Consider the following 21,798-nt stretch of genomic DNA (forward strand, 5'->3'; position numbering starts at 1 on the left):
GTCGGGGGGCTTCCGTGGTGGCGGTCGCCCCGTCGTTGCCGCCTCCATGATGGCGTACGCGGCGGCCCGTCCGGTGCCGGGCACGTTCCGGTAAAGGCTCGGGCACCGGACGGCGGCGAACACGGAAACTCGATTGCCGGGGGCAAGTGTTCGCCTAGGCTCACGATGTGTTGGTCCGACTCGCGCGGGCGCATCTGCGGCCCCACAGGCGCTCGATATCCCTGATCGTGCTGCTCCAGCTGATCCAGACCCTGGCCACCCTCTACCTGCCCACCCTCAACGCCGACATCATCGACAACGGTGTCGTGAAGGGGGACACGGGCTACATCCTGCGCATCGGCGGCTTCATGGCCGCCGTCACCCTGCTGCAGATCGTCTGCGCCGTCGGAGCCGTCTACTTCGGCGCCCGGACGGCCATGGCGCTCGGCCGGGACATCCGCGCCGCCGTCTTCGACCGGGTGCAGTCCTTCTCCGCCCGCGAGATGGCCACCTTCGGCGCGCCGTCGCTGATCACCCGGACCACCAACGACGTCCAGCAGGTCCAGATGCTGGTGCTGATGACGTTCACGATGATGGTCTCGGCGCCGATCATGTGCATCGGCGGCGTGATCATGGCGCTGAACCAGGACGTGCCGCTGTCGGGCCTGCTGCTGGTCATCGTCCCGGTCCTCGGGATACTCGTCTCACTGGTCGTGCGCCGGATGCGTCCGCTGTTCCGCGGGGTGCAGGAGCGCATCGACACCGTCAACCGCGTGCTGCGCGAGCAGATCACCGGTATCCGCGTCATCCGCGCCTTCGTCCGCGACCGGCACGAGCGCGAGCGGTTCGCCGGGGCCAACACCGGTCTGTACGAGATGTCGCTGCGCGTCGGCCGGCTGATGTCGATGATGTTCCCGCTGGTCATGCTGATCGTGAACCTCTCCAGCGTGGCCGTCGTCTGGTTCGGCGGACTGCGCATCGACAGCGGCTCCATGCAGATCGGCGCACTGACCGCGTTCCTCAGCTACCTCATGTACATCCTGATGTCGATCATGATGGCGACGTTCATGGTGATGATGCTGCCGCGCGCCGAGGTCTGCGCCGAGCGCATCCAGGAGGTGCTGGCGACCGAGTCCGGCGTCACCCCGCCCGAGCACCCCGTCACCGGACTCCGCCGCCACGGCGAACTGGAGCTGCGCGGCGTCGAGTTCCGCTTCCCCGGCGCCGAGCAGCCGGTCCTCAGGGACATCTCGCTGGTCGCCCGCCCCGGCGAGACCACCGCCGTCATCGGCTCGACCGGCAGCGGCAAGTCCACCCTCCTCGGGCTCGTCCCCCGCCTCTTCGACGCGACCGGCGGCACGGTCCTGGTCGGCGGCGAGGACGTCCGCACCCTCGACCAGGAGACGCTCGCCGAGGCCATCGGCCTGGTCCCGCAGAAGCCCTACCTCTTCTCCGGCACCGTCGCGAGCAACCTGCGCTACGGCAACCCGGAGGCCACCGACGACGAGCTGTGGCACGCCCTGGAGACCGCCCAGGCGCGGGAGTTCGTCGAGCGGATGGAAGGCGGCCTGGACGCGCCCGTCGCGCAGGGCGGCAGCAACGTCTCCGGCGGCCAGCGCCAGCGGCTGGCCATCGCCCGCGCCCTGGTCCGCCGCCCCGGGATCTACCTCTTCGACGACTCCTTCTCCGCCCTGGACTACGCGACGGACGCCGCGCTGCGCGCCGCCCTCGCCCGCGAGACCGGCCGGGCCACCGTCGTGATCGTCGCCCAGCGGGTCGCCACGATCCGCGGCGCCGACCGGATCGTCGTCCTGGACGAGGGCCGGGTCGTCGGCACCGGCACCCACACCGAGCTGATGGCCGGCAACGAGACCTACCGGGAGATCGTGCTCTCCCAGCTCACCGAGCAGGAGGCGGCATGACCACCGCGGACAAGGGCGCGGCCCCCGGGGCCGGGACCCCGGCGGCCACCGGCGCGGCGCCGCCGGCCGCCACCCGGCGGGGCCCGGCCCCGGCGGTCGGCCCCGCCCGGATGATGGGCGGCCAGCCCACCGAGAAGTCGATGGACTTCAAGGGTTCCGGCACCCGGCTGCTGGCCCAGATGCGGCCGGAGCGCGGCATCCTGACCGTCGCGCTGGCCCTGGGCGCGCTGAGCGTGACACTGAGCGTCACGGGCCCCAAGGTCCTCGGCCACGCCACCGACCTGATCATGTCCGGCGTCATCGGCCGGCAGCTGCCCGACGGCCTCACCAGGGCCCAGGCCGCCGGCCGGCTCCGTGCCCACGGCCAGGACGGGCTCGCCGACATGATCGGCACGATGCCGGTCGTCCCCGGCCACGGCATCGACTTCGGCGCCGTAGGCCAGGTCCTGCTCTGGGTCACCCTGATCTACGCGGGCGCCTCGCTGTTCGGCTTCGTCCAGGCCCGGATCGCCACCCGCGTCGTCCAGCGGATGGTCTTCCGCCTGCGCGAACAGGTCGAGGAGAAGCTGGCCCGGCTGCCGCTGAGCTACTTCGACAAGCAGCAGCGCGGCGAGGTGCTCTCCCGGGCCACCAACGACATCGACAACATCCAGCAGACGCTCCAGCAGACCCTCAGCCAGATCGTCACCTCCCTGCTGACCATCCTCGGCGTGCTCGCCATGATGTTCTGGATCTCGTGGCTGCTGGCGCTGGTCGCCCTGGTCACGGTCCCGGTCTCGGTCGTCGTCGCCACCAGGATCGGCAAGCGCGCCCAGCCGCAGTTCGTCCAGCAGTGGAAGACCACCGGCAGGCTCAACGCGCACATCGAGGAGATGTACACCGGCCACAGCCTGGTGAAGGTCTTCGGCCGCCAGCGGGAGTCCGCCGCACTCTTCGCCGAACAGAACGAGGCCCTCTACACCGCCGGCTTCAGGGCCCAGTTCATCTCCGGCATCATCCAGCCCGCGATGATGTTCATCGGCAACCTCAACTACGTCCTGGTCGCGGTGGTCGGCGGCCTCCGCGTCGCCTCCGGCGCCCTCTCCATCGGCGACGTCCAGGCCTTCGTCCAGTACTCCCGCCAGTTCAGCCAGCCGCTCACCCAGGTCGCCTCGATGGCCAACCTCGTCCAGTCCGGTGTCGCCTCCGCCGAGCGGGTCTTCGAACTCCTCGACGCCACGGACCAGGACCCCGACCCCGCACGGCCGGCCCGCCCCGCACGCGTCGAGGGCCGGGTCGCGTTCGAGGACGTCTCCTTCCGCTACGCACCCGACCAGCCGCTCATCGAGGACCTCTCGCTGACCGTCCGCCCCGGCCAGACGGTGGCGATCGTCGGCCCCACCGGCGCCGGCAAGACCACCCTCGTCAACCTCCTGATGCGCTTCTACGAGGTACGCGGCGGCCGGATCACCCTCGACGGCGTCGACATCGCCGCCATGTCACGCGAGGAACTGCGCGCCCATATCGGCATGGTCCTCCAGGACACCTGGCTCTTCGGCGGCACCATCGCCGAGAACATCGCCTACGGGGCCCCCGCGGGCACCCCCCTGGACAAGATCGTGGCGGCCGCCCGAGCCACCCATGTCGACCGCTTCGTACGGACCCTGCCGGACGGCTACGACACCGTGCTCGACGACGAGGGCGGCAATGTCTCCGCCGGCGAGAAGCAGCTGATCACCATCGCCCGCGCGTTCCTCGCCGAGCCGGCCATCCTCGTCCTGGACGAGGCCACCAGCTCGGTCGACACCCGCACCGAGGTCCTCATCCAGCACGCGATGGCCCAACTCCGCACCGGCCGCACCAGCTTCGTCATCGCCCACCGCCTCTCCACGATCCGCGACGCGGACACCATCCTCGTCATGGAGAACGGCGCCATCGTCGAACAGGGCCCCCACGAGGCGCTGCTGGCGGCCGATGGAGCGTACGCGCGGCTGTACGCGGCGCAGTTCGCGGAACCCGCCTCTGAGACGGGGTGATTCCCCACGTTTTTGGCTGTCCCGCCGTGGGCGTTGCTCGCCGTTCGGTGCCCGCTTCGCGGTGCCCGCGCCGGTGGGGCGGTGCTTCGTTCGGGGAATGGGGGCGGCGCGCGTCAGAGGTTGTGGACCGGGGGTGGAGGCGAGGGATCAACCCGGGGCTCAACCCACGGGCTGACGCTTGGCGTGGCCGGGCCGAGCAGTGTGGCCGCCATGAACATCACCGAGTATTGCGTCAACGGGATTCTCGTCCTGCTCGTCGTGCGGCAGGTCCGGGGCGGCCGGCTGGATCTGACCAGCCTGGTGCTTCCGGTCGTCCTCGTCAGCGCCACCGCCCTGTACTACCTGCGGTCGGTGCCGACGGCCGGTAACGACCTCGTCCTTGAGCTGGTGCTGGCTGGTGCGGGGGCCGTTCTCGGGGTGCTCTGCGGGGTCACCACGCATCTCCGGCACAAGGACGACGGCGTGCATGCCAGGGCGGGGGTCGCCGCGGCGTCCTTGTGGGTGTTCGGCATGGCGTTCCGGATGGGCTTCGTCTTCGCCGCCGATCACGGCGGCGGTGACGCGATCGCCGACTTCAGCCGTGCCCACGAGATCACCTCGGCCCAGGCGTGGACGGCGGCCTTCGTCCTGATGGCGCTGGCCGAGGTGGTGGCCCGGCTGGTGGCGATCCGTTACCGCGCCTACCGGCTGGCCTCTTCCGCGGCCGTCGCCCGCCCGGCGGCGTGAACGGGCTGCCTATGCTCTCGGGCATGAGCTCAACGCCGCCCGTCGGCCCTCAGGAGGACAGTCCGGGAGTCGCGGAGGCGCGGGCGCGGGCCGCCGGTCGCGCCGCGCGTCAGCGCGTGCGGCTGCACCTGACGCTGTGGGGAGTCATGGCCCTCACCGTCGCCTCCGTTCTCCAGGGCCGGCCACACCCGGGACTGACCGGTGAGCGTCTCGTCATCAGCCTGGCGCTGGCCGGGTGCGTGGTGTCACTGGCCGTCGCGGCGTTCGCCCGCACAGCGGGGACGTCGGAGGTGGCCCTCGCGGCGGCCCCGCTGGTGCTCGGCGCCGGCGGCAACGTGCTGGCGCTCTTCCAGCCGAGCGCGACGGCGATGGTCCCGGTCTCCGCCGCGGTGGCGATGCTCTTCGCGCGCCTGCGGCCCCGGCTCGCCGTCCTGCTGGCCGCACCACTGACCGTGGCGATCGCCGCCATCAGCGCCCTGGTCAGCCCGTCCGGCTTCGCGGTCCAGACGTCGGTGGCCTGCGCGTTGCTGTGCGTGACGCTGGGCGCCGCGAAGCTCTTCGCCCGGGAGGCCCGGCTGCGGCACGACCACACCGAGCTGCTGCTCGCCGAGTTGCGGGACTCCCGGGCGGCGGAGGCGCGGGCCGCCGCCGGCGCCGAGCGCACCAGGATCGCGCGGGAACTGCACGACATCCTGGCGCAGTCGCTGTCGGCGCTCGCAGTGCAGTTGGAGGGCGCCCGCAAGCTCGCCGAGCGGGATCAGGTCGCCCCGGCCCTGCGACAGCTGATCGTGCGCAGTGGCGAACTGACTCGCGAGGGCCTCTCGGACGCCCGGCGGGCCGTCGCCGCCCTGCGCGGGGACGACGTACCCATGGTCGACCAGCTCACCGCCCTGGCCGGCCGGTGCCGCCGCGATCTCGCGCTGCCGATCACGCTGTCGGTGATCGGGCAGCCCAGGACGCTGACGCCGGAGGCGCGTCTCGCGCTCTATCGGGGAGCGCAGGAGGCCCTCACCAACACCGCCCGCTACGCCGCGGGTTCGCCCACCGCCATGGTGCTCCGCTACACACCACAGGCCACCACACTGACCATCTCGGACCAGGGCAGGCCTGCGGACGCCCACGACACCGCCCTTCCCGCGCCGTCCGCCGAGGCGTGGACGGGCGGCGGAAACGGATTGCGGGGCATGCGCGAGCGCGTCGAACGGGTCGGCGGCCGGACCCATGCCGGACCCGCGGGCCAGGGCTGGACCGTGGAGATGGAGATAACGGCATGAGCGATTCCGTGGCCCCGGTCAGGGTGCTGGTCGCTGATGACCAGCGGGTGACCCGCGAGGGCTTGATGCTGCTGGTCGGCCTGAACGCGGGCATGGAGGTCGTGGCCGGCGCCGCCGACGGCGCGGAGGCGGTGGCGCTGTCCCGGGAACACCGCCCCGATGTCGTGCTGATGGACCTGGCCATGCCCGGCACGGACGGACTCGCCGCCACCCGGACGCTGCGCGAGGAGGCTCCGGGAACCGCTGTGCTGGTGCTGACGACCTACGCGGACGACGCGTCGGTCTTTCCCGCACTGCGGGCGGGGGCGAAGGGCTATCTCACCAAGGACGCGGGCGCGGACGAGATCGAACGGGCCATCCGGGCCGTGCACGCGGGCCGGATCTGGATGGACCCGGTGGTCCAGGAACGCCTGGTCGCGGCCGTCACCGCCGTACCACCACACACCGAGACCGCTCCGGCCCTCCCCACCCCACCCCCCGACCGGTTGACCGCCCGCGAGGCAGAGGTCCTGGCACTGATCGGCCAGGGACTGTCCAACGCCGAGATCGGCGCCCGCCTCTACCTCACCCGCGCCACGGTCAAAACGCACATCAACCGCATCTTCGCCAAGACCGGCGCCCGCGACCGAGCCCAGGCCGTCCGCTACGCCCACCGCACAGGCCTGGTGACCTGAGCACCCTCCATCACGCCCCCAAGGGCCCATGCCCACCAACGATGCCCACGCCCCTCAGCGCCGCACACGACCACCGGCGCACGCCCCCACTCACCGTTTTTCCCACCCCCACCCGCCGCAGGCGCAACGGCGAGGAAGCGCAAGCATCACCCGCGCCCAAGCCCCGCGCAGCGGCAACGCCCGCCGCAGGCGCAACGCCGGGGGCACCGCGCAGCGGGCACCAGACGGCGACCAGCCACCACGGCGGGAAAGCCAAAAACGTGGGAAGCCATCCACATCGTGGAACGGCCCCGCGAAAAATTACGTGCCCTCCGCCACGTCGGCGACCGCACCCGCGAGGGCCCCGGCCGGGCCTCCGGCCAGGTGGGCCCCGCCGCGTCAAATGGGGCCTCCCGGGGGTGCGCGCCGCCCCCGGACCGGGGGCCGGGGGCGGTCAACGACCGCCCCCGATGACCACCCGAAGTGATCGGCGGAATACAAAAAGCTGCAAAAGCGCCCTCCGGTTCGGACCCGAAGTGAGCTATTCTGCTGGGCAAGAAGGATCCGGGCAGCGTAGCCCCCGGGTCCTTTTGTGCTTTCAGCCAGGTGCTTCCGGGGCTGTGAGGACCGTACGAAGCAGTGCCGCAGACTCCCCCGGCCAGGGCCGGGTGGTGCCCCCGTCGCAGGGACCGAGGAGGAACCAGACGTCATGGGCGAGCGAAGCAGGCAGGACCGCACGCAACGGAGGGCCGAGCGCCCCGAGAAACGGGCAGGTGGTCGGACGTGAGTTCGCTCCTGCTGCTGACCAACGCACTCCAGCCGTCGACGGAGGTGCTCCCGGCGCTGGGCCTGCTGCTGCACAGCGTGCGGGTGGCGCCCGCCGAGGGTCCGGCCCTGATCGACACCCCGGGGGCCGACGTCATACTGATCGACGGGCGCCGTGACCTGCCGCATGTGCGGTCGCTGTGCCAGCTGCTGCGGTCCACCGGGCCCGGCTGCCCGCTGGTCCTGGTGGTGACCGAGGGCGGGCTCGCCGCCGTCACCGCGGACTGGGGCATCGACGACGTGCTCCTGGACACCGCGGGCCCCGCCGAGGTCGAGGCGCGGCTGCGGCTGGCGATGGGCCGCCAGTCGATCACCACCGACGACAGCCCGATGGAGATCCGCAACGGTGATCTCTCGGTCGACGAGGCGACGTACAGCGCGAAGCTGAAGGGGCGGGTCCTGGACCTGACCTTCAAGGAGTTCGAGCTGCTGAAGTACCTGGCGCAGCACCCCGGCCGGGTCTTCACCCGCGCCCAGCTCCTCCAGGAGGTGTGGGGCTACGACTACTTCGGCGGTACGCGGACGGTCGACGTCCACGTCCGGCGGCTGCGGGCGAAGCTCGGGCCCGAGCACGAGTCGCTGATCGGGACGGTCCGTAACGTCGGCTACCGCTTCGTGACGCCGGAGAAGGTGGAGCGGGCGGCGGAGGCCAAGGCCAAGGAGGACGCGGCGAAGGCGGCGAAGTCCGCACCCGCCGCGGACCGTGCGCCCGGGGACGGTGACGGCTCCGGGAAGGCGGTCACCGCGGGCGTGGAATCCCGGGACGCGCGGCCTGCCCGCCGGTAGCACCACCCGCGTAGACTGCCGCGCGTGGCCAAGGTGACGCGGGATGATGTGGCAAGACTGGCGGGTACGTCCACCGCCGTTGTCAGCTACGTCATCAACAACGGACCAAGGCCGGTCGCCCCGGCCACGCGCGAGCGGGTGCTCGCCGCCATCCAGGAGCTCGGCTACCGGCCGGACCGCGTCGCCCAGGCGATGGCGTCCCGCCGTACCGATCTCATAGGCCTGATCGTGCCGGACACCCGGCAGCCGTTCTTCGCGGAGATGGCGCACGCCGTGGAGCAGGCCGCCGCCGAGCGCGGAAAGATGGTGCTGGTCGGCAACGCCAACTACCTCGACGAGCGCGAGGTGCACTATCTGCGCGCGTTCCTCGGGATGCGGGTCTCCGGGCTGATCCTGATCAGCCAGGGGCCCAGTGAGCACGCCGCCGCCGAGATCGACGCCTGGGACGCCCGGGTGGTGCTGCTGCACCGGCGGCCGGACGCCATCGACGATGTCGCGGTGATGACGGACGACGTGTGGGGCGCCCAGCTGGCGACCCGGCATCTGCTGGAGCACGGCCATCCGTACGTCGCCTTCCTCGGCGGCACGGAGGAGACCCCGAAGTCCGGCGACCCGGTCACCGACCATGTCGAGGGCTGGCGGCGGGCCATGCTGGAGTCCGGGAAGGCGACGGACGGGCGCTACTTCCAGGCGCCGTACAACCGCTATGACGCCTACCAGGTCGCGCTGAAGCTGCTGGCCGGTCCGGACCGGCCGCCGGCCATCATGTGCGCGACGGACGACCAGGCGATCGGGGTGCTGCGGGCGGCCCGTGAGCTGCGCATCGATGTGCCGGGTGAGCTGGCGGTCGCGGGCTTCGACGACGTGAAGGAAGCCGGGCTGACCGATCCGCCGCTGACCACGGTCGCCTCGGACCGCGAGGCGATGGCGCGGGCTGCGGTGGACCTGGTGCTGGACGACGGGCTGCGGGTGGTCGGCTCCCGGCGGGAGCGGCTGCGGCAGTTCCCGTCGCGGCTGGTGGTGCGGCGCTCCTGCGGCTGCGGCGGCTGAGGGGGCCCGGCAAGAGCCGCTGATCCGGGCGTCCTTATACCGGGCATACCCACTTCTGTCGGGTCTCTCAGGACGTTCTCAGGCAGCTCTCATGGAGCGGCAGCAGAGTCGTCTACATGACCCAGAGCCACCGCCGAAGCGGCGATGAGATGCCACAGGACCGGCCGTACGCGTACGGCGAGGAGCACGGCCAGGGCTACGGCCACGGCCCGGCGCAGGAGTACGGCCACGAGCCGTACGGGGGGACCGCCGGTGCCCCGGGCGCCCCGTACGCCGCCTTCGGCGAGCAGACGGTTCCGCCGCCGCCCCCGTACGCGCCCGCACCGCGGCGCCGGGCCCGGCGGCCGGTGGCGCTGATCGCGGCGGTGGCGCTCGCGTCCGGTCTCGTCGGGGGCGGCAGCGCGGCACTGATCGCCGGCGCCACCGGCACCTCGGCGCAGAACACCTCCTCCACCCCGCTCGTCAACGCGGGCAAGACCAGCGGCAGCGGGGTCTCGGGCGTGGCCAAGGCGGTCAGCCCGGCGATCGTGGAGATCAGGGCGCAGACCGCCGGCGGCGAGTCCACCGGCTCGGGCGTGGTCGTCACCAGCGACGGCGAGATCGTCACCAACAACCACGTGGTGTCCGGGGCGGACACCGTCACGGTCACCTTCAGCGACGGCAGCCGGAAGACGGCCGAGGTCGTGGGCACCGACCCGGACAAGGACCTGGCACTGGTGAAGGTGCGCGGCGCCAAGGGCCTCACGGCGGCCTCGCTCGGCGACTCCGACAAGATCACGGTCGGCGACCAGGTGGTGGCGATCGGCTCGCCCGAGGGTCTCACCGGGTCCGTGACCAGCGGCATCGTCTCCGCCCTCGGCCGGGATGTCACCGTCCCCAAGGAGGAGGGCCAGGGGCAGCAGCGCAAGCCGGGCGACCGCGGGGGCTGGCCGTTCGAGTTCGGCGGCAACGAGTACAACGGCGACACCGGCTCGTCGAAGACCTCGTACAAGGCCATACAGACCGACGCCTCGCTCAACCCCGGCAACTCCGGCGGCGCCCTGATCAACATGCAGGGGCAGATCATCGGCATCAACTCCGCGATGTACTCGCCGAGTTCGGCGTCGAGCAGCAGCGCGGGCAGCGTCGGCCTCGGCTTCGCCATCCCGATCAACACCGTCAAGGACGACCTCGACACGCTGCGCGGCGGCGGCAACGGCGGGGTCTGACCACCCGCCGGCCGCCGCGCGAGGAGACCGGGCGGCACCCTCACACATCCCCCGTGTTCGTGTAAGGGTTAAGCGCACCCCTCCGCAGCCATCCGAGGTCCGAGGTATCCACGCACATGAGCCCCGCCGAGCACGGTGACCACCCCGCCCGCATCCTGATCGTCGACGACGAGCCCGCGGTCCGGGAGGCCCTGCAGCGCTCGCTGGTCTTCGAGGGGTATGTGACCGAGCAGGCGGTCGACGGTCTCGACGCGGTCGAGAAGGTCGCGGCCTACGACCCCGAACTGATCGTGCTGGATGTCCTGATGCCCCGGATGGACGGCCTGACCGCCGCCCGCAGGCTGCGGGCGAGCGGGATGACCGTGCCGATCCTGATGCTGACCGCCCGGGACACGGTCGGCGACCGGGTCACGGGGCTGGACGCCGGCGCCGACGACTATCTCGTCAAGCCCTTCGAGCTGGACGAGCTGCTGGCCCGTATCCGTGCCCTGCTGCGCCGCAGTTCGTACGCGGCGGCCGGTGCGCCGCCCGAGGAGGGCGAGGTGCTGAGCTTCGCCGACCTGCGGATGGACCTGGCGTCCCGGGAGGTGACCCGGGGCGGCCGGAACGTCGAGCTGACCCGTACCGAGTTCACCCTGCTGGAGATGTTCCTCGCGCATCCGCGGCAGGTGCTCACCCGCGAACAGATCCTGAAGGCCGTATGGGGCTTCGACTTCGAGCCGACCTCCAACTCCCTCGACGTGTATGTGATGTATCTGCGCCGCAAGACGGAAGCGGGCGGCGAACCGCGGCTGGTGCACACCGTGCGGGGGGTCGGCTACGTCCTGCGGACGGACGGCGGGGCGGAATGAGCACGGCGACCACGTACGGGGGAGCGGCGGCGGGCGGTGCGCGCAGCCGGCTCGGCGCCTGGATGGCGCGGCTGCCGCTGCGCCAGCGGCTGACCCTGCTGACCGCGGCCGCGGTGGCGGTGGCGGTGGCGGTCTCCGCGCTGGCCTGCTGGCTGCTCGCCCGCGCCCAGCTGCGCGACGAGGTGGACAGCTCGCTGCAGAACGTCACCGTCCCCGCCGACTACCTCCAGCTGACCTACGCCAAATGCCAGCCCACCGACCCGACCGAGAGCAAGAACGCCCCGCCCTCCTACTACAACGTCCAGATCGTCCAGGTCGACGGCTCGCGCTGTATCGGGCCCAACTCCCAGCCGGTGCAGGTGCAGCGCGCGGATGTCGCGGTGGCGCAGGGCGTGGCGCGGGACACCCTGCACGACGCGGTCACCACCGGCGGCACGGACGTGCGGGTGCTGACCAAGCACATCGGCGTTCAGGGCGTGCAGTTCGCGGTGTCCATCTCGCGTCCGCTGACCGAGGTCGACAGCGCGCTGAACCGCCTCGCGCTGCTGCTGGCGGCCGTCGCGGGGCTGGGCGTCGTCGGCGCGGGCACCGCCGGTCTGGTCATCGCGCGCTCCGGCCTCAAGCCGGTGGACCGGCTGACCGACGCGGTCGAGCATGTCGCGCGCACCGAGGACCTGGCCATCCGCATCCCGGCCGAGGGCGAGGACGAGATCGCCCGGCTCTCCCGCTCCTTCAACTCCATGACCGCGGCGCTGGCCGCCTCCCGCGACCTCCAGCAGCAGCTGATCGCGGACGCGGGTCATGAGCTGCGGACGCCGCTGACCTCGCTGCGTACCAACATCGATCTGCTGGTGCGCAGTGAGCGGGCCGGCCGGCCGATCCCGCCCGCCGACAAGGAGGCGCTGCTGACCTCGGTGAAGGCGCAGATGGGGGAGCTGGCGGCGCTGATCGGCGATCTCCAGGAGCTGTCACGGCCGCCGGCGCCGGGGCAGAGCGCCGTCGCGGTGGTGGCGCTGCACGAGATCGTCGGGGCGGCGCTGGAGCGGGCCCGGCTGCGCGGCCCGTCGCTGACCATCGCGGCGGACCTCGCTCCCTGGTACGTCCGGGCCGAGCCGGCCCCGCTGGAGCGGGCGGTGGTGAACCTGCTGGACAACGCGGTGAAGTTCAGCCCGCCCGGCGGTACCGTCGAGGTGCGGCTGTCCGGCGGCGAGCTGACCGTACGCGATCACGGTCCCGGCATTCCGCAGGACGAACTGCCGCATGTCTTCGAGCGGTTCTGGCGCTCACCGTCCGCCCGCAGCCTGCCGGGCAGCGGCCTGGGGCTGTCGATCGTGGCGCGGACGGCGGAGCAGGCGGGTGGCGCGGTGCGGCTGCGGTCCGCCGACCTCGGCGGCACCGAGGCGGTGCTGACGCTGCCGGGCGCCGCGACGCCGCCGCCCGGGATGCCGGAGCCGCCGGGCGGCCAGGCGCGGTAGCGGGCCCGCCGGGCGCTCCCGGGGGCGCGGTGCCGACCCCGCCGCCATGCACAGGGGCCGCGGTGCCGGACCCGCCCCCTACGGCGTCCGTCACCGCGGCCCCAGGCCGCGAGTCCCCTGCTTCTGCGGCTACTTCTCCTTCTGCGGCTGCTTCTTCGCCGCGTCCCCGAACGGCAGCTCCGACCCCGTGATGTCGGCGCGGATGCCGTCCTCCTCCACGGAGATGTTGCGCAGCCGGACGTTCCCCGGCGTCTTGGGAAGCTGGAAGGACAGCGAGAGCTGGTCGGCGAGCTGCGGCTTGGTGAGCCCGGTCAGCGCGCCGAGGATCTTCGGGTCGATGCCGACCTTCTGCAGCAGCCACGGGTGGTCGGCCACCACGTCGACCAGGTTGACCTTCATCAGCTTCTCGATGAAGCGCGGCGAGCCGGTCAGCTGGTGCAGCTTCTCCTCGTTGTGCAGCGCCTCCTGGATGTACGGCTTGGGGATGCCGATCCGGTCGACGATCGCCGGGATGCTCAGCATCGACCTGACCTTGGCGGCCTGCCGGCTCAGCTCGGCGGCGGTCTTGCGGGTCAGCCGCAGGCCCTCCTCCTTGCCGGTGCCGGGGCGGTAGGTGGCGATGTCGCCGATGTCCAGGCGCATCCGGCTGATGTCGGTGGAGACACCGCGGTCACCGGCCCGCTGGATGCGCGCCTCGGCCCGTACGCCCAGTTCATGGCCGGCGATCGGCAGCTGACCGACCGCGCGCACCGCGTTCGGTCCCCTTTCGCTGAACTTCACCTGCGAGGCGCCCAGTTCGCGATTCATGTCGTCGAAGGCGAGCAGCACGCTGCCGTTCATGGTGCCGATCGTGGCGCCCTTGATGGAACTGGGCAGATCGCCGTCGATCCGCACGTCGTTCGCGGTGGCCTCGAATTTCGCCAGCGAAACGCGGTCGGCGGCCAGGTCGGGAATCGTGACTTTCACCTGGTCAACGTGCTTGTCGAGGACCTGGGTGAGGAACGGGAATCCCTTGATGTCGACCTCGGGAGTGGCGTTCAGATGCAGGGCGTCCTTCACCTTTTTCGCGGCCGCGTTCTGCACGTACAGCACCGCGAAACGGTCGAAGAGCGTCAGGAATGACACCCCGACCAGCGCCGTGACCAGCAGTTTCAAGGTGATCGACATGGCCGCGAAGCTGCCGAGACCGCGCTTCTTGCGCCGGTTCTTCCGGCGGTGGTTCGGCGGCTTCCAGGCTTCGGCGCTCTCGTCGTCCGAGCGCAGTCCGAGGCCCAGCGGGTCGTCGCTGTCGTCGCGCTCGTTGAGGTAGCTGCGGCGCCGGGGAGTGGTGTCGAACGCGCCGAATTCCGGCTCGGGCTCCGGCTCCGGCTCGGGGTCGGCGAGGGCTGCCAGGTCCGCGTACGGGTTGACCGCTGCGAAGCTTCTGGTGTCGCCGGTGGGGTCGTCCGGGGCGCCCGGGGCGACGGAATCGGGGTGCGTCGCGGCGGGCGTGGGCGAGGGTGAAGATATGCGTGTGGGGGTTCGCATCCGCTCATCTCACCATGAGCGGGTCCCTTGAACGCAAGTCGTACCGGAAGTAAGTCGGATACATGAGGCTTGTCCCGGCGGTCTTGGCAAAAAATTGCCGTACATCCAGGGGGACTTGAACTACCGTCACATCTCTTGGTGACCCGTGCAACAGTGTGCGGCTTGTCCGCCTCCATTGATCCATACCAGGACTCCCCGCGCCATTGCCCGGCTTTTTCGTTTCCTTCCTCGCATTCAGTGCATTCACCCAACAAACGGAAGACGGTCGTCATCCCATGAAGTCGCAGGAAGCTGCTCCCATGATCGTTGTGACCGGCGCAACAGGCAATATCGGCCGCCGACTTGTCGGCCGGCTCCTCGCGGACGGCGCCGCGGTACGCGCGCTGACCCGCGACCCGGAGCGCGCCGGACTGCCCGCGGCGGCCGAGACCGTCCGCGCCGACCTCACCGACACGGACGACCTCGTACCGCTGCTGACCGGTGCCGAGGCCCTGTTCCTCAACCTCGCGGCCGGCGGCGACCGGGCCGCGGTCGCGCTGACCGGGGCCGCCGTCCGGGCCGGGGTCCGCCGGATCGTTCTCAACTCCTCGATGGCGGTGACCGACACCCCGGACGACGACGCCCACCACATCGCCCGGCTGCACGCCGGTCTGGAGCGCGCGGTGCGGGGCTCCGGCCTGGAGTGGACCTTCGTCCGCGGCGGCAACTACGCCACCAACGCGCTGTCCTGGGCCCCGTCGATCCGCGCGACCGGGGTGGTCCGCGACGCGCACCCGGGCGCCCGGGGCGTCCCCGTCCACGAGGCCGACCTCGCGGACGTCGCGGCCGCCGCCCTGCTGGACCGCAGCGGCACACACCTCGGCCAGGCGTATCTCGTCACCGGCCCGGAGGAGCTGACCGTGGCCGAGCAGGTCGCCGAGATCGGGCGGGCGACCGGCAAGGAGACCCGGGTCGAGCAGATCTCCGAGGAGGCGGCGGCCGAGGCGATGGCCGGGCCGCACTTCCCCAAGGAGGCCGCGCTGGAGCTGGTCCGGCTGTTCGGCCGGTCGGTCGACGCCCCGCCGTTCCCGGCCTCGGACGCCGTCGAGCGGATCACCGGCCACCCGCCCCGGACGTTCGCCGAGTGGGCGCGGGACCACGCCGCCGACTTCTCCTGACCGGACGGGCCGCCGGTGCGGATGTGCCCGCCGGGCTGCCGGTGCGGCTGTGGCCGGCGGTGCCGGTGCGCCCGGCGGCCCCCCCGGCCGCGGTGTCTCGCCCGCCGGGGAATCCCCAACTCCCTCCAGGGCAAACCCCCATCGCTCCCTCCCCGCCGAAAATCCTTTGCCGCCGCCCGGCCCTCCGCCATACCGTCCGCGCATGCTGCCTCGCGTGGACACGGACGACGAGTGGGACGCGGTCGTCCCCGACGAAGCGGTGATGCGGCCGGGCGCCGAGGCGCTCTGCGCCCGGCTCGGCATCGGTGCCCACCCCCTGACCCGCTTTCCGGCCGGCTCCCAGCCCGTCTACGCCGTCGGGCGGCGCTACGTCCTCAAGCTGTTCCCCGCCGCAGCCGCCGACGACGGCGTGACCGAGGCCCGGGTGCTCACCCAGCTCCAGGGACGGCTCCCCGTCCCCACCCCGTACGTCCACGACGCCGGCGCGTACGAGAACGGCTGGCGCTACGTCCTGATGTCCCGGCTGCGCGGCACCGACCTGGCCGTCTGCTGGCCCCGCATCCCCCGCGCCGACCAGGACCGGATCGCCACCGAGGCCGGCGAGACCCTGGCCGCCCTGCACGCCCTGGACCCGGCACCGCTCACCGGGCTCCTCGGCCCCGGCGACTGGGACGCCTTCCTCGACCGGCAGCGCACCACGGCGGTCGACCGCCAGCGCGCCCACGGCCTGCCCGAACCCTGGCTGGAACAGATCCCCGCCTTCCTCGCCGCCGCACCCCCTTCGGCCCCCGGGCCCGACGTCCTCCTCCACACCGAGTTCATGCGCCAGCATCTGACCGTCGACGAACACGACGACTGGCGGCTGACCGGACTCCTCGACTTCGAACCCGCGATGCTCGGCCGCCCCGCCTACGACTTCGTCGCCGTCGGCCTCTACGTCTCCCGCGCCGACCCCCGCCTCCTCGCCCGCGTCTTCCGCGCCTACGGCGAGACCTTCACCCCCGAAGAACTCCTGTCCCACACCCTCCTCCACGTCTACGGCAACCTCCCCCGCTACCTCCGCGAACTCCCCGCCCCACCCGAACCGACCTTGGAGTCCCTGGCGGAAACGTGGTTCGGGGTGGGGTGAGGGCGGGTCGGGGTCAGTGCGCCTTACGCAGGGCTCGGCCGGTGCGGTGATGACGGCTGGGCATGAGAAGCAAAGAGCATTGTTGACACTCGATGTAGCGTCCGGGCATCTGGCAGGTGGTCGCTTGGACGCAGCGTTCGGATTGGGCGCGCGTGCTTTGGAGATCGGCCTGCGATACAAGTCTGGCCGGATCGTTGAACGGGCACGTGCGCTACGTAGGGGCTACACATCGGCAACGCCGGCGAAGATCGTGCGTGATTTCGATGAACGCCTCTATGGAGTCTTCCTCTGACCACGACGAAAGGTGCGCTGCTGTGAAGGTCGGGATCACGGGGCATCGTGGGCTGTCGGCCGCGGTCGAGAAGCTCGTCAGGGCGAGTCTGGAGGCCGAGGTGACGAAGTATGAACCGACGGAGCTGTGCGGTGTCTCGTGCGTCGCTGACGGGCCCGACGCATGGTTCGCCGAATCCGTGCTGGCCATCGGCGGCCGGATCGAGGTGGTGATTCCCGCTGAGCGGTACCGCGACGGTTTGCCGTCCGCGCATCACGCCACCTACGACGCGCTGCTACGACAGGCCGTGGAAGTGCACCACACGGGCATGGACGAATCGACCTCACAGGCGCATATGGCGGGGAGCGAGATCTTGGTAGGGCTGGTTGACCGGCTGATCGCAGTGTGGGACGGGGAGGCGGCGCGTGGCTTCGGCGGAACCGCTGACGTGGTCGCCTACGCACGACGCACCGGGGTGCCGGTGGACATCGTCTGGCCCGACGGGGCGGAGCGCGATTAGCTCTGCCCCGGCCCACTCCGCGAGGCCCGGGACCGCATCCGCGAGTTGCTGGCGACATAGGGAGACATGGAGAGAATGACCACCATCGCCGTCACCGGGCACATGGACCTCTCGGAGAGCACCGTGCCCCTGGTGGAGGAGGCACTGCGGGACTTGCTGCGCGAACACCGTGCAGGCGAGTTGACCGGGGTCACCTGCCTGGCACGCGGCTCCGACACCCTGTTTGCCGAGGCGGTCGTCGAGGCCGGGGGGCGTCTGGTCGTCGTCCTGCCCTCGCGGGATTACCGGCAGGTGAAGGTCAAGCCCGATCACGCCCCTGCCTTTGACCGGTTGGCTGCTGCTGCTGAGGTGGTGGCCATGCCGTATGACGCGGCGAGTCGGGAAGCGTACGAAGCCGCCAACGGTGAGCTCCTGAAGCGGGCCGACCGGCTCGTTGCGGTGTGGGATGGCGTGCCGTCCACAGGGAAAGGCGGCACCGCCGACACCGTTGAGCAGGCCCGCGGTGCCGGCCTGCCGGTCGATGTCGTATGGCCGAGCGGGGCAGAGCGCGGCGCCTAGGGGAGGGGCCGTAAGGGGTGCGGGTTCCCCGCTCCGACGCCAACGTCCCCGCCCCGGCAGATTCGCCGGAGCGGGGACGCGTGTGTCTGGCGAGTTGGAGCCGCGTGACGCCCCCCCCGGTTGCGGGCTGCCGGCTGCCTCTCGTGTGCTACTTCACGACCGTGATCCGGTCGGCCTTAGGTGGCGTGAGGGGCTTGTCCTTTGAGGAGTGGGCCGTGAGGTAGGCGGTGAAGGCGTCGAGGTCGGAGGGGCCGACGTACTTGTTCTTGGCGTCCTTGAAGGCGGGGAAGCCGTCGCCGCCGCCGGCCAGGAACTCGTTCATCGCGACGCGGTAGGTCTTGGCCGGGTCGAGGGCCGACCCGTTCAGCTTCACCGAGTCCTTGACGACGCGGTCGGCGCCCTTCTTGGTCATGTCGAGGGTGTAGGTGAGGCCCTCGGAGACCTGGAGGATCTTGGGGGAGGCCTCGTTGGGGCCGCTGACCTGCTGTTGCAGGGCGGTCAGCAGCTGGGCGCCGGTGAGGTCGACGACGTTCGTCATGTTGGTGAACGGCTGGACGGTGAAGGCCTCGCCGTAGGTCACCACGCCGTCCCCCTCCGAGCCGGAGGCCTTGAAGGCGAGGTCGGAGCGGATGCCGCCGGGGTTCATCAGGGCGAGCTGGGCGCCGCCCTTGCCGTCCGCCTTGGTGGCTTCGAGCTGGGCGTCGGTGATGATGTCGCCGAGCGGGGCCTCGGGGGCGTTCGCGCCGCGGCCGGCGATGTCGGCGGAGATGTGGCCGACGGGGCGGCCGGCGACCGGCGCGGCCAGCTTGTTCCAGCGGGTGATCAGCGACGTCATGTCCGCGGCCTTGGGCTGCGTCCGGTCGACGACGTGGTTGGCCGCGTGGGGTGCCTTGACGGTGGTCCGCACGATGTCGCGGGTGCGGCGGTCGTAGGTGAGCGTGGTGTCGGTGTAGAGCTTGCCGTACGACGCGGCGGAGGTGACGGTGCGCGGCCGGCCGGACGGGTCCGGGATGGTGCAGGCGTAGGCCTGGTGGGTGTGGCCGGTGACCAGCGCGTCGACCTTCGGCGTGACGTGCTTGGCGATGTCGGTGATCGGGCCGGAGATGCCGTCGCCGGGGCCGGGGCTGTCGCAGTTGTAGTTGTACGAGGTGGAGGCGGGCAGGCCGCCCTCGTGGATGAGGGCGACGACCGACTTCACGCCCTGCTTGTTCAGCACCTTGGCGTACTTGTTGATCGTGGCGACCTCGTCGTGGAACTTCAGGCCCTTGATGCCCTCGGCGTTGACGATGTCGGGGGTGCCCTCCAGCGTCACGCCGATGAAGCCGATCTTGACGCCCTTGTGCTTCCAGACGGTGTACGGCTTGAGCAGCGGCTTGCCGGACTTCTCGTCGGTGACGTTCGCGGTGAGGTAGGGGAACGCGGCGCCCCGGTACTTCCGGCCGTCCTCGTAGCAGCCGTCCTTCGGGTGACAGCCGCCCTTCTGAAGGCGGGTCAGCTCGGTGCGGCCCTCGTCGAACTCGTGGTTGCCGACGGAGGTGACGTCGAGGCCCAGCTTGTTCATCGCCTCGACGGTCGGCTCGTCGTGGAACAGCCCGGACAGCAGCGGGCTGGCCCCGACCAGGTCGCCGGCCGCGGCGGTCACCGAGTAGGGGTGGCCCTTACGGGCCGTCCGCAGCGACTGCGCGAGGTACTCGGCACCGCCCGCCGGGACGCTCTTCTTGCTGCCGTCCGCCTGGAGCTCCTCGACCGTGCCGGACGAGCCCTGCGGCGGCTCCAGGTTGCCGTGGAAGTCGTTGAAGGAGAGCAGCTGTACATCGACCGTGCGGCCTGTGCGGCCGTGGCGGGCGGCGCCGCCGGTGTCGGCGCCGGCCGGCAGGGCGGTGGCGGCGATTCCTGCGGCGGCCAGTACGGCGGCGCCGATCGTCAGTCTTCGTACGGTGCGGCGCCGTTGCGGTGTCGCTGGCATGGGTTCCCCTCCTGGGCGTTGCTGAGCGGACGGCAGCTTATTGTCGACGCGCGTAGTGCAACAGGGGTGCGTGGGTGACGGGCGGGTTGCCGAGAAGAGGCCGGAGTGCGGGTGATGCTCCTCCGGGGGCCCGGTGGGGTCGTACGCTGCACACATGAATGACGCTGGACAGGAGATGGGCCGGGCCGCCCGCAGGATTCAGGTGGTCGACGAGCCGGCACCGGAAGCGGGCGCGGCCGTCCTCGAACTGATCGAGCGGGCCGCGCGGACGGACGGGCAGCCCGCCGTGTCCGAGCAGGGCCGGCTGCAGCTGCGCGGCGGCGCACGCGAGGGCGTGCGCCATGTGCTGGTGTACGCGCGCGTCGACGACGCCGAGGAACTGGTCGCCTACGGGCAGCTGGAGGACACCGACCCGGTGGAGGCACCGGCCGCCGAACTGGTGGTCCACCCCGGGCACCGCGGCCGTGGTCACGGCCGGGCGCTGGGCGGCGAGCTGCTGGAGCAGTCCGGGCGCCGGCTGCGGGTCTGGGCGCACGGCGGGCATCCGGCCGCCCGGCACCTCGCCCAGACGCTGGGGCTGACGATGTTCCGGGAGCTGCGGCAGATGCGGCGGTCGCTGACGGACCTGGAGCTGCCCGAACCGGTGCTCCCGGAGGGGGTGTCCGTACGGACCTTCCAGCCGGGCACCGATGACGCGGCCTGGCTGGAGGTGAACGCGGAGGCGTTCGCGCACCACCCGGAGCAGGGTTCGCTGATCCAGCGCGATCTGGACGACCGCAAGGCCGAGGCGTGGTTCGACCCCAAGGGCTTCTTCCTGGCGGAGAAGGAGGGGCGGCTGGTCGGCTTCCACTGGACCAAGGTGCACGCCGACGAGGGCCTCGGGGAGGTCTATGTGCTCGGGGTGCGGCCGGGCGCGCAGGGCGGTGGCCTGGGCAAGGCGCTGACCTCGCTCGGGCTGCGCCATCTGGCCGGTCAGGGGCTGCCGACGGCGATGCTGTACGTGGACGCGGACAACAAGGCGGCGGTGACCGTGTACGAGCGGATGGGGTTCGCGACGCACGAGACGGACCTGATGTACCGGTCGGAGACCTGAGCGCGGCGGAGGGGCCGGGCGCGGCTCGGACCTGAGCGTGGATCGGGCCTGAGCGCGGCTCAGACCCTGAGTGTGGCGGCCGGAGGCCGGGCGCGCGCCGGAGCGCGGTGGAGGGGGCGGTCCCATGAGGGGGCCGCCCCCTCCACCGCGTTCCCCGTTTCTGCGGCGCCGGCCTACTCCTGCCGCCGCCCGTCCTCCTGCTGGTCCCGCCACTCGCGCGCGAGCATCGCGTAGACGACCTCGTCGCTCCACTCCCCGTCGAGGAACTCGTTCTCCCGCAGATGGCCCTCCCGGCGCATCCCGAGCCGTTCGAGCAGCCGGGCCGAGGCGGTGTTGCGGCCGTCCAACTCGGCCTGGATGCGGTGCAGTCGCAGCTCCTCGAAGCCCAGCTTCAGCAGCGCCCGGCTCGCCTCGGTGGCGTAGCCGTGGCCGGCGTGGCCGGGGTGGAAGACATAGCCGATGCCGCCCTGGCGGTGCTCGCGGCTGGTCCAGACGAAGGTGACATCGCCGATCAGGGCGCCTCCGTCCCGGACGACGACGGCGAGCTGGAGGACGTCGCCGGACTCGCGCAGCGTCGTCCGCGCGGCCTTGGCGGCGACGGAGGCCCGGGAGCCGGTCTCGTCGAGCGGGCCCCAGTAGAGGTAGCGGCAGACCTCGGGGAGCCGCTGGTAGGCGTGGATCGCCGCGAAGTCCTCGTCGGTGACGGGGCGCAGATCCAGGCGTTCGGTGCGTATCGGATAGGCGGGGGTGTACGGCAGCGGCGGCGTCGAGGGTGCGGAAGAGGTGGCCACGCCCGGAGCGTAGGCGGCGGAG

General features: G+C 71.6%; 18 protein-coding genes. 15 read left to right on the forward strand and 3 right to left on the reverse strand.

Going from position 1 to position 21,798, the window contains the following annotated elements; all coding sequences use genetic code 11:
• Positions 1-167: 167 nt before the first annotated feature.
• From ACWC9R_RS19000 to ACWC9R_RS19045, 10 genes are all read left to right on the forward strand, one after another.
• Positions 168-1,901, forward strand: a complete 1,734-nt coding sequence (locus ACWC9R_RS19000; RefSeq protein WP_450732898.1) for an ABC transporter ATP-binding protein — start codon at positions 168-170, stop codon at positions 1,899-1,901.
• Positions 1,898-3,916: an ABC transporter ATP-binding protein gene (locus tag ACWC9R_RS19005; RefSeq protein WP_450732900.1), complete on the forward strand. Its 2,019-nt coding sequence runs from the start codon at positions 1,898-1,900 to the stop codon at positions 3,914-3,916. The genes ACWC9R_RS19000 and ACWC9R_RS19005 overlap by 4 nt, the downstream gene beginning before the upstream one ends.
• 210 nt (positions 3,917-4,126) lie before the next feature.
• Positions 4,127-4,642 carry a hypothetical protein gene (locus ACWC9R_RS19010; RefSeq protein WP_450732901.1) on the forward strand — a complete coding sequence of 172 codons (516 nt, stop codon included), beginning with the start codon at positions 4,127-4,129 and terminating at the stop codon, positions 4,640-4,642.
• Positions 4,643-4,665: 23 nt separating this feature from the next.
• Positions 4,666-5,916: a sensor histidine kinase gene (locus tag ACWC9R_RS19015; protein ID WP_450732903.1), complete on the forward strand. Its 1,251-nt coding sequence runs from the start codon at positions 4,666-4,668 to the stop codon at positions 5,914-5,916.
• Positions 5,913-6,590, forward strand: coding sequence for a response regulator (locus tag ACWC9R_RS19020; RefSeq protein ID WP_450732905.1), 678 nt, complete (start codon positions 5,913-5,915; stop codon positions 6,588-6,590). The genes ACWC9R_RS19015 and ACWC9R_RS19020 overlap by 4 nt, the downstream gene beginning before the upstream one ends.
• Before the next feature lie 762 nt (positions 6,591-7,352).
• Positions 7,353-8,180: a response regulator transcription factor gene (locus ACWC9R_RS19025; RefSeq protein WP_362609977.1), complete on the forward strand. Its 828-nt coding sequence runs from the start codon at positions 7,353-7,355 to the stop codon at positions 8,178-8,180.
• A gap of 24 nt (positions 8,181-8,204) precedes the next feature.
• Entirely contained in the window at positions 8,205-9,230 is a 1,026-nt protein-coding gene (locus ACWC9R_RS19030) for a LacI family DNA-binding transcriptional regulator (RefSeq protein ID WP_450732907.1), read from the forward strand.
• A 116-nt stretch (positions 9,231-9,346) separates the two neighbouring features.
• Positions 9,347-10,438: a S1C family serine protease gene (locus ACWC9R_RS19035; RefSeq protein ID WP_450732909.1), complete on the forward strand. Its 1,092-nt coding sequence runs from the start codon at positions 9,347-9,349 to the stop codon at positions 10,436-10,438.
• A gap of 116 nt (positions 10,439-10,554) precedes the next feature.
• Positions 10,555-11,289 (forward strand): response regulator transcription factor, encoded by a 735-nt coding sequence (locus ACWC9R_RS19040; protein ID WP_450732911.1) that lies wholly within the window; start codon positions 10,555-10,557, stop codon positions 11,287-11,289.
• Positions 11,286-12,764, forward strand: a complete 1,479-nt coding sequence (locus ACWC9R_RS19045) for an ATP-binding protein (RefSeq protein ID WP_450732913.1) — start codon at positions 11,286-11,288, stop codon at positions 12,762-12,764. The genes ACWC9R_RS19040 and ACWC9R_RS19045 overlap by 4 nt, the downstream gene beginning before the upstream one ends.
• 129 nt (positions 12,765-12,893) lie before the next feature.
• Here the strand turns inward: ACWC9R_RS19045 and ACWC9R_RS19050 are convergent, their stop codons facing one another.
• Complete coding sequence (locus ACWC9R_RS19050) at positions 12,894-14,291, reverse strand: LmeA family phospholipid-binding protein (protein WP_450732915.1); 1,398 nt, start codon at positions 14,289-14,291, stop codon at positions 12,894-12,896.
• Between the two features lie 299 nt (positions 14,292-14,590).
• Here ACWC9R_RS19050 and ACWC9R_RS19055 point away from each other — a divergent pair, with 299 nt between their 5' ends.
• From ACWC9R_RS19055 to ACWC9R_RS19070, 4 genes are all read left to right on the forward strand, one after another.
• Complete coding sequence (locus tag ACWC9R_RS19055; RefSeq protein ID WP_450732917.1) at positions 14,591-15,448, forward strand: SDR family oxidoreductase; 858 nt, start codon at positions 14,591-14,593, stop codon at positions 15,446-15,448.
• A 202-nt stretch (positions 15,449-15,650) separates the two neighbouring features.
• Positions 15,651-16,577, forward strand: a complete 927-nt coding sequence (locus tag ACWC9R_RS19060; RefSeq protein ID WP_450732919.1) for an aminoglycoside phosphotransferase family protein — start codon at positions 15,651-15,653, stop codon at positions 16,575-16,577.
• A gap of 314 nt (positions 16,578-16,891) precedes the next feature.
• Entirely contained in the window at positions 16,892-17,368 is a 477-nt protein-coding gene (locus ACWC9R_RS19065) for a hypothetical protein (protein ID WP_450732921.1), read from the forward strand.
• Between the two features lie 75 nt (positions 17,369-17,443).
• Complete coding sequence (locus tag ACWC9R_RS19070) at positions 17,444-17,926, forward strand: hypothetical protein (protein ID WP_450732923.1); 483 nt, start codon at positions 17,444-17,446, stop codon at positions 17,924-17,926.
• Between the two features lie 148 nt (positions 17,927-18,074).
• Here the strand turns inward: ACWC9R_RS19070 and ACWC9R_RS19075 are convergent, their stop codons facing one another.
• A complete protein-coding gene (locus tag ACWC9R_RS19075; protein WP_450732925.1) occupies positions 18,075-19,892 on the reverse strand; it encodes a bifunctional metallophosphatase/5'-nucleotidase in 1,818 nt (605 codons plus the stop codon).
• Positions 19,893-20,067: 175 nt separating this feature from the next.
• On the opposite strand from ACWC9R_RS19075, the gene mshD reads away from it, so the two are divergent.
• A complete protein-coding gene (gene mshD / locus ACWC9R_RS19080; protein WP_450732986.1) occupies positions 20,068-20,985 on the forward strand; it encodes a mycothiol synthase in 918 nt (305 codons plus the stop codon).
• Between the two features lie 173 nt (positions 20,986-21,158).
• Here mshD and ACWC9R_RS19085 read toward each other — a convergent pair whose 3' ends face one another.
• A complete protein-coding gene (locus tag ACWC9R_RS19085) occupies positions 21,159-21,776 on the reverse strand; it encodes a GNAT family N-acetyltransferase (protein WP_450732927.1) in 618 nt (205 codons plus the stop codon).
• Positions 21,777-21,798 lie beyond the last annotated feature (22 nt).

Source organism: Streptomyces sp. NPDC001219, from assembly GCF_053597915.1.

Bases quoted from the DNA above. Each gene is read 5' to 3' on its own strand.
- ACWC9R_RS19005 (WP_450732900.1), top strand. From the start codon at position 1,898: ATGACCACCGCGGACAAGGGCGCGGCCCCCGGGGCCGGGACCCCGGCG.
- ACWC9R_RS19010 (WP_450732901.1), top strand. From the start codon at position 4,127: ATGAACATCACCGAGTATTGCGTCAACGGGATTCTCGTCCTGCTCGTC.
- ACWC9R_RS19015 (WP_450732903.1), top strand. From the start codon at position 4,666: ATGAGCTCAACGCCGCCCGTCGGCCCTCAGGAGGACAGTCCGGGAGTC.
- ACWC9R_RS19020 (WP_450732905.1), top strand. From the start codon at position 5,913: ATGAGCGATTCCGTGGCCCCGGTCAGGGTGCTGGTCGCTGATGACCAG.
- ACWC9R_RS19035 (WP_450732909.1), top strand. From the start codon at position 9,347: ATGACCCAGAGCCACCGCCGAAGCGGCGATGAGATGCCACAGGACCGG.
- ACWC9R_RS19040 (WP_450732911.1), top strand. From the start codon at position 10,555: ATGAGCCCCGCCGAGCACGGTGACCACCCCGCCCGCATCCTGATCGTC.
- ACWC9R_RS19045 (WP_450732913.1), top strand. From the start codon at position 11,286: ATGAGCACGGCGACCACGTACGGGGGAGCGGCGGCGGGCGGTGCGCGC.
- ACWC9R_RS19050 (WP_450732915.1), bottom strand. From the start codon at position 14,291: ATGCGAACCCCCACACGCATATCTTCACCCTCGCCCACGCCCGCCGCG.
- ACWC9R_RS19055 (WP_450732917.1), top strand. From the start codon at position 14,591: ATGATCGTTGTGACCGGCGCAACAGGCAATATCGGCCGCCGACTTGTC.
- ACWC9R_RS19060 (WP_450732919.1), top strand. From the start codon at position 15,651: ATGCTGCCTCGCGTGGACACGGACGACGAGTGGGACGCGGTCGTCCCC.
- ACWC9R_RS19070 (WP_450732923.1), top strand. From the start codon at position 17,444: ATGACCACCATCGCCGTCACCGGGCACATGGACCTCTCGGAGAGCACC.
- ACWC9R_RS19075 (WP_450732925.1), bottom strand. From the start codon at position 19,892: ATGCCAGCGACACCGCAACGGCGCCGCACCGTACGAAGACTGACGATC.
- mshD (WP_450732986.1), top strand. From the start codon at position 20,068: ATGGGCCGGGCCGCCCGCAGGATTCAGGTGGTCGACGAGCCGGCACCG.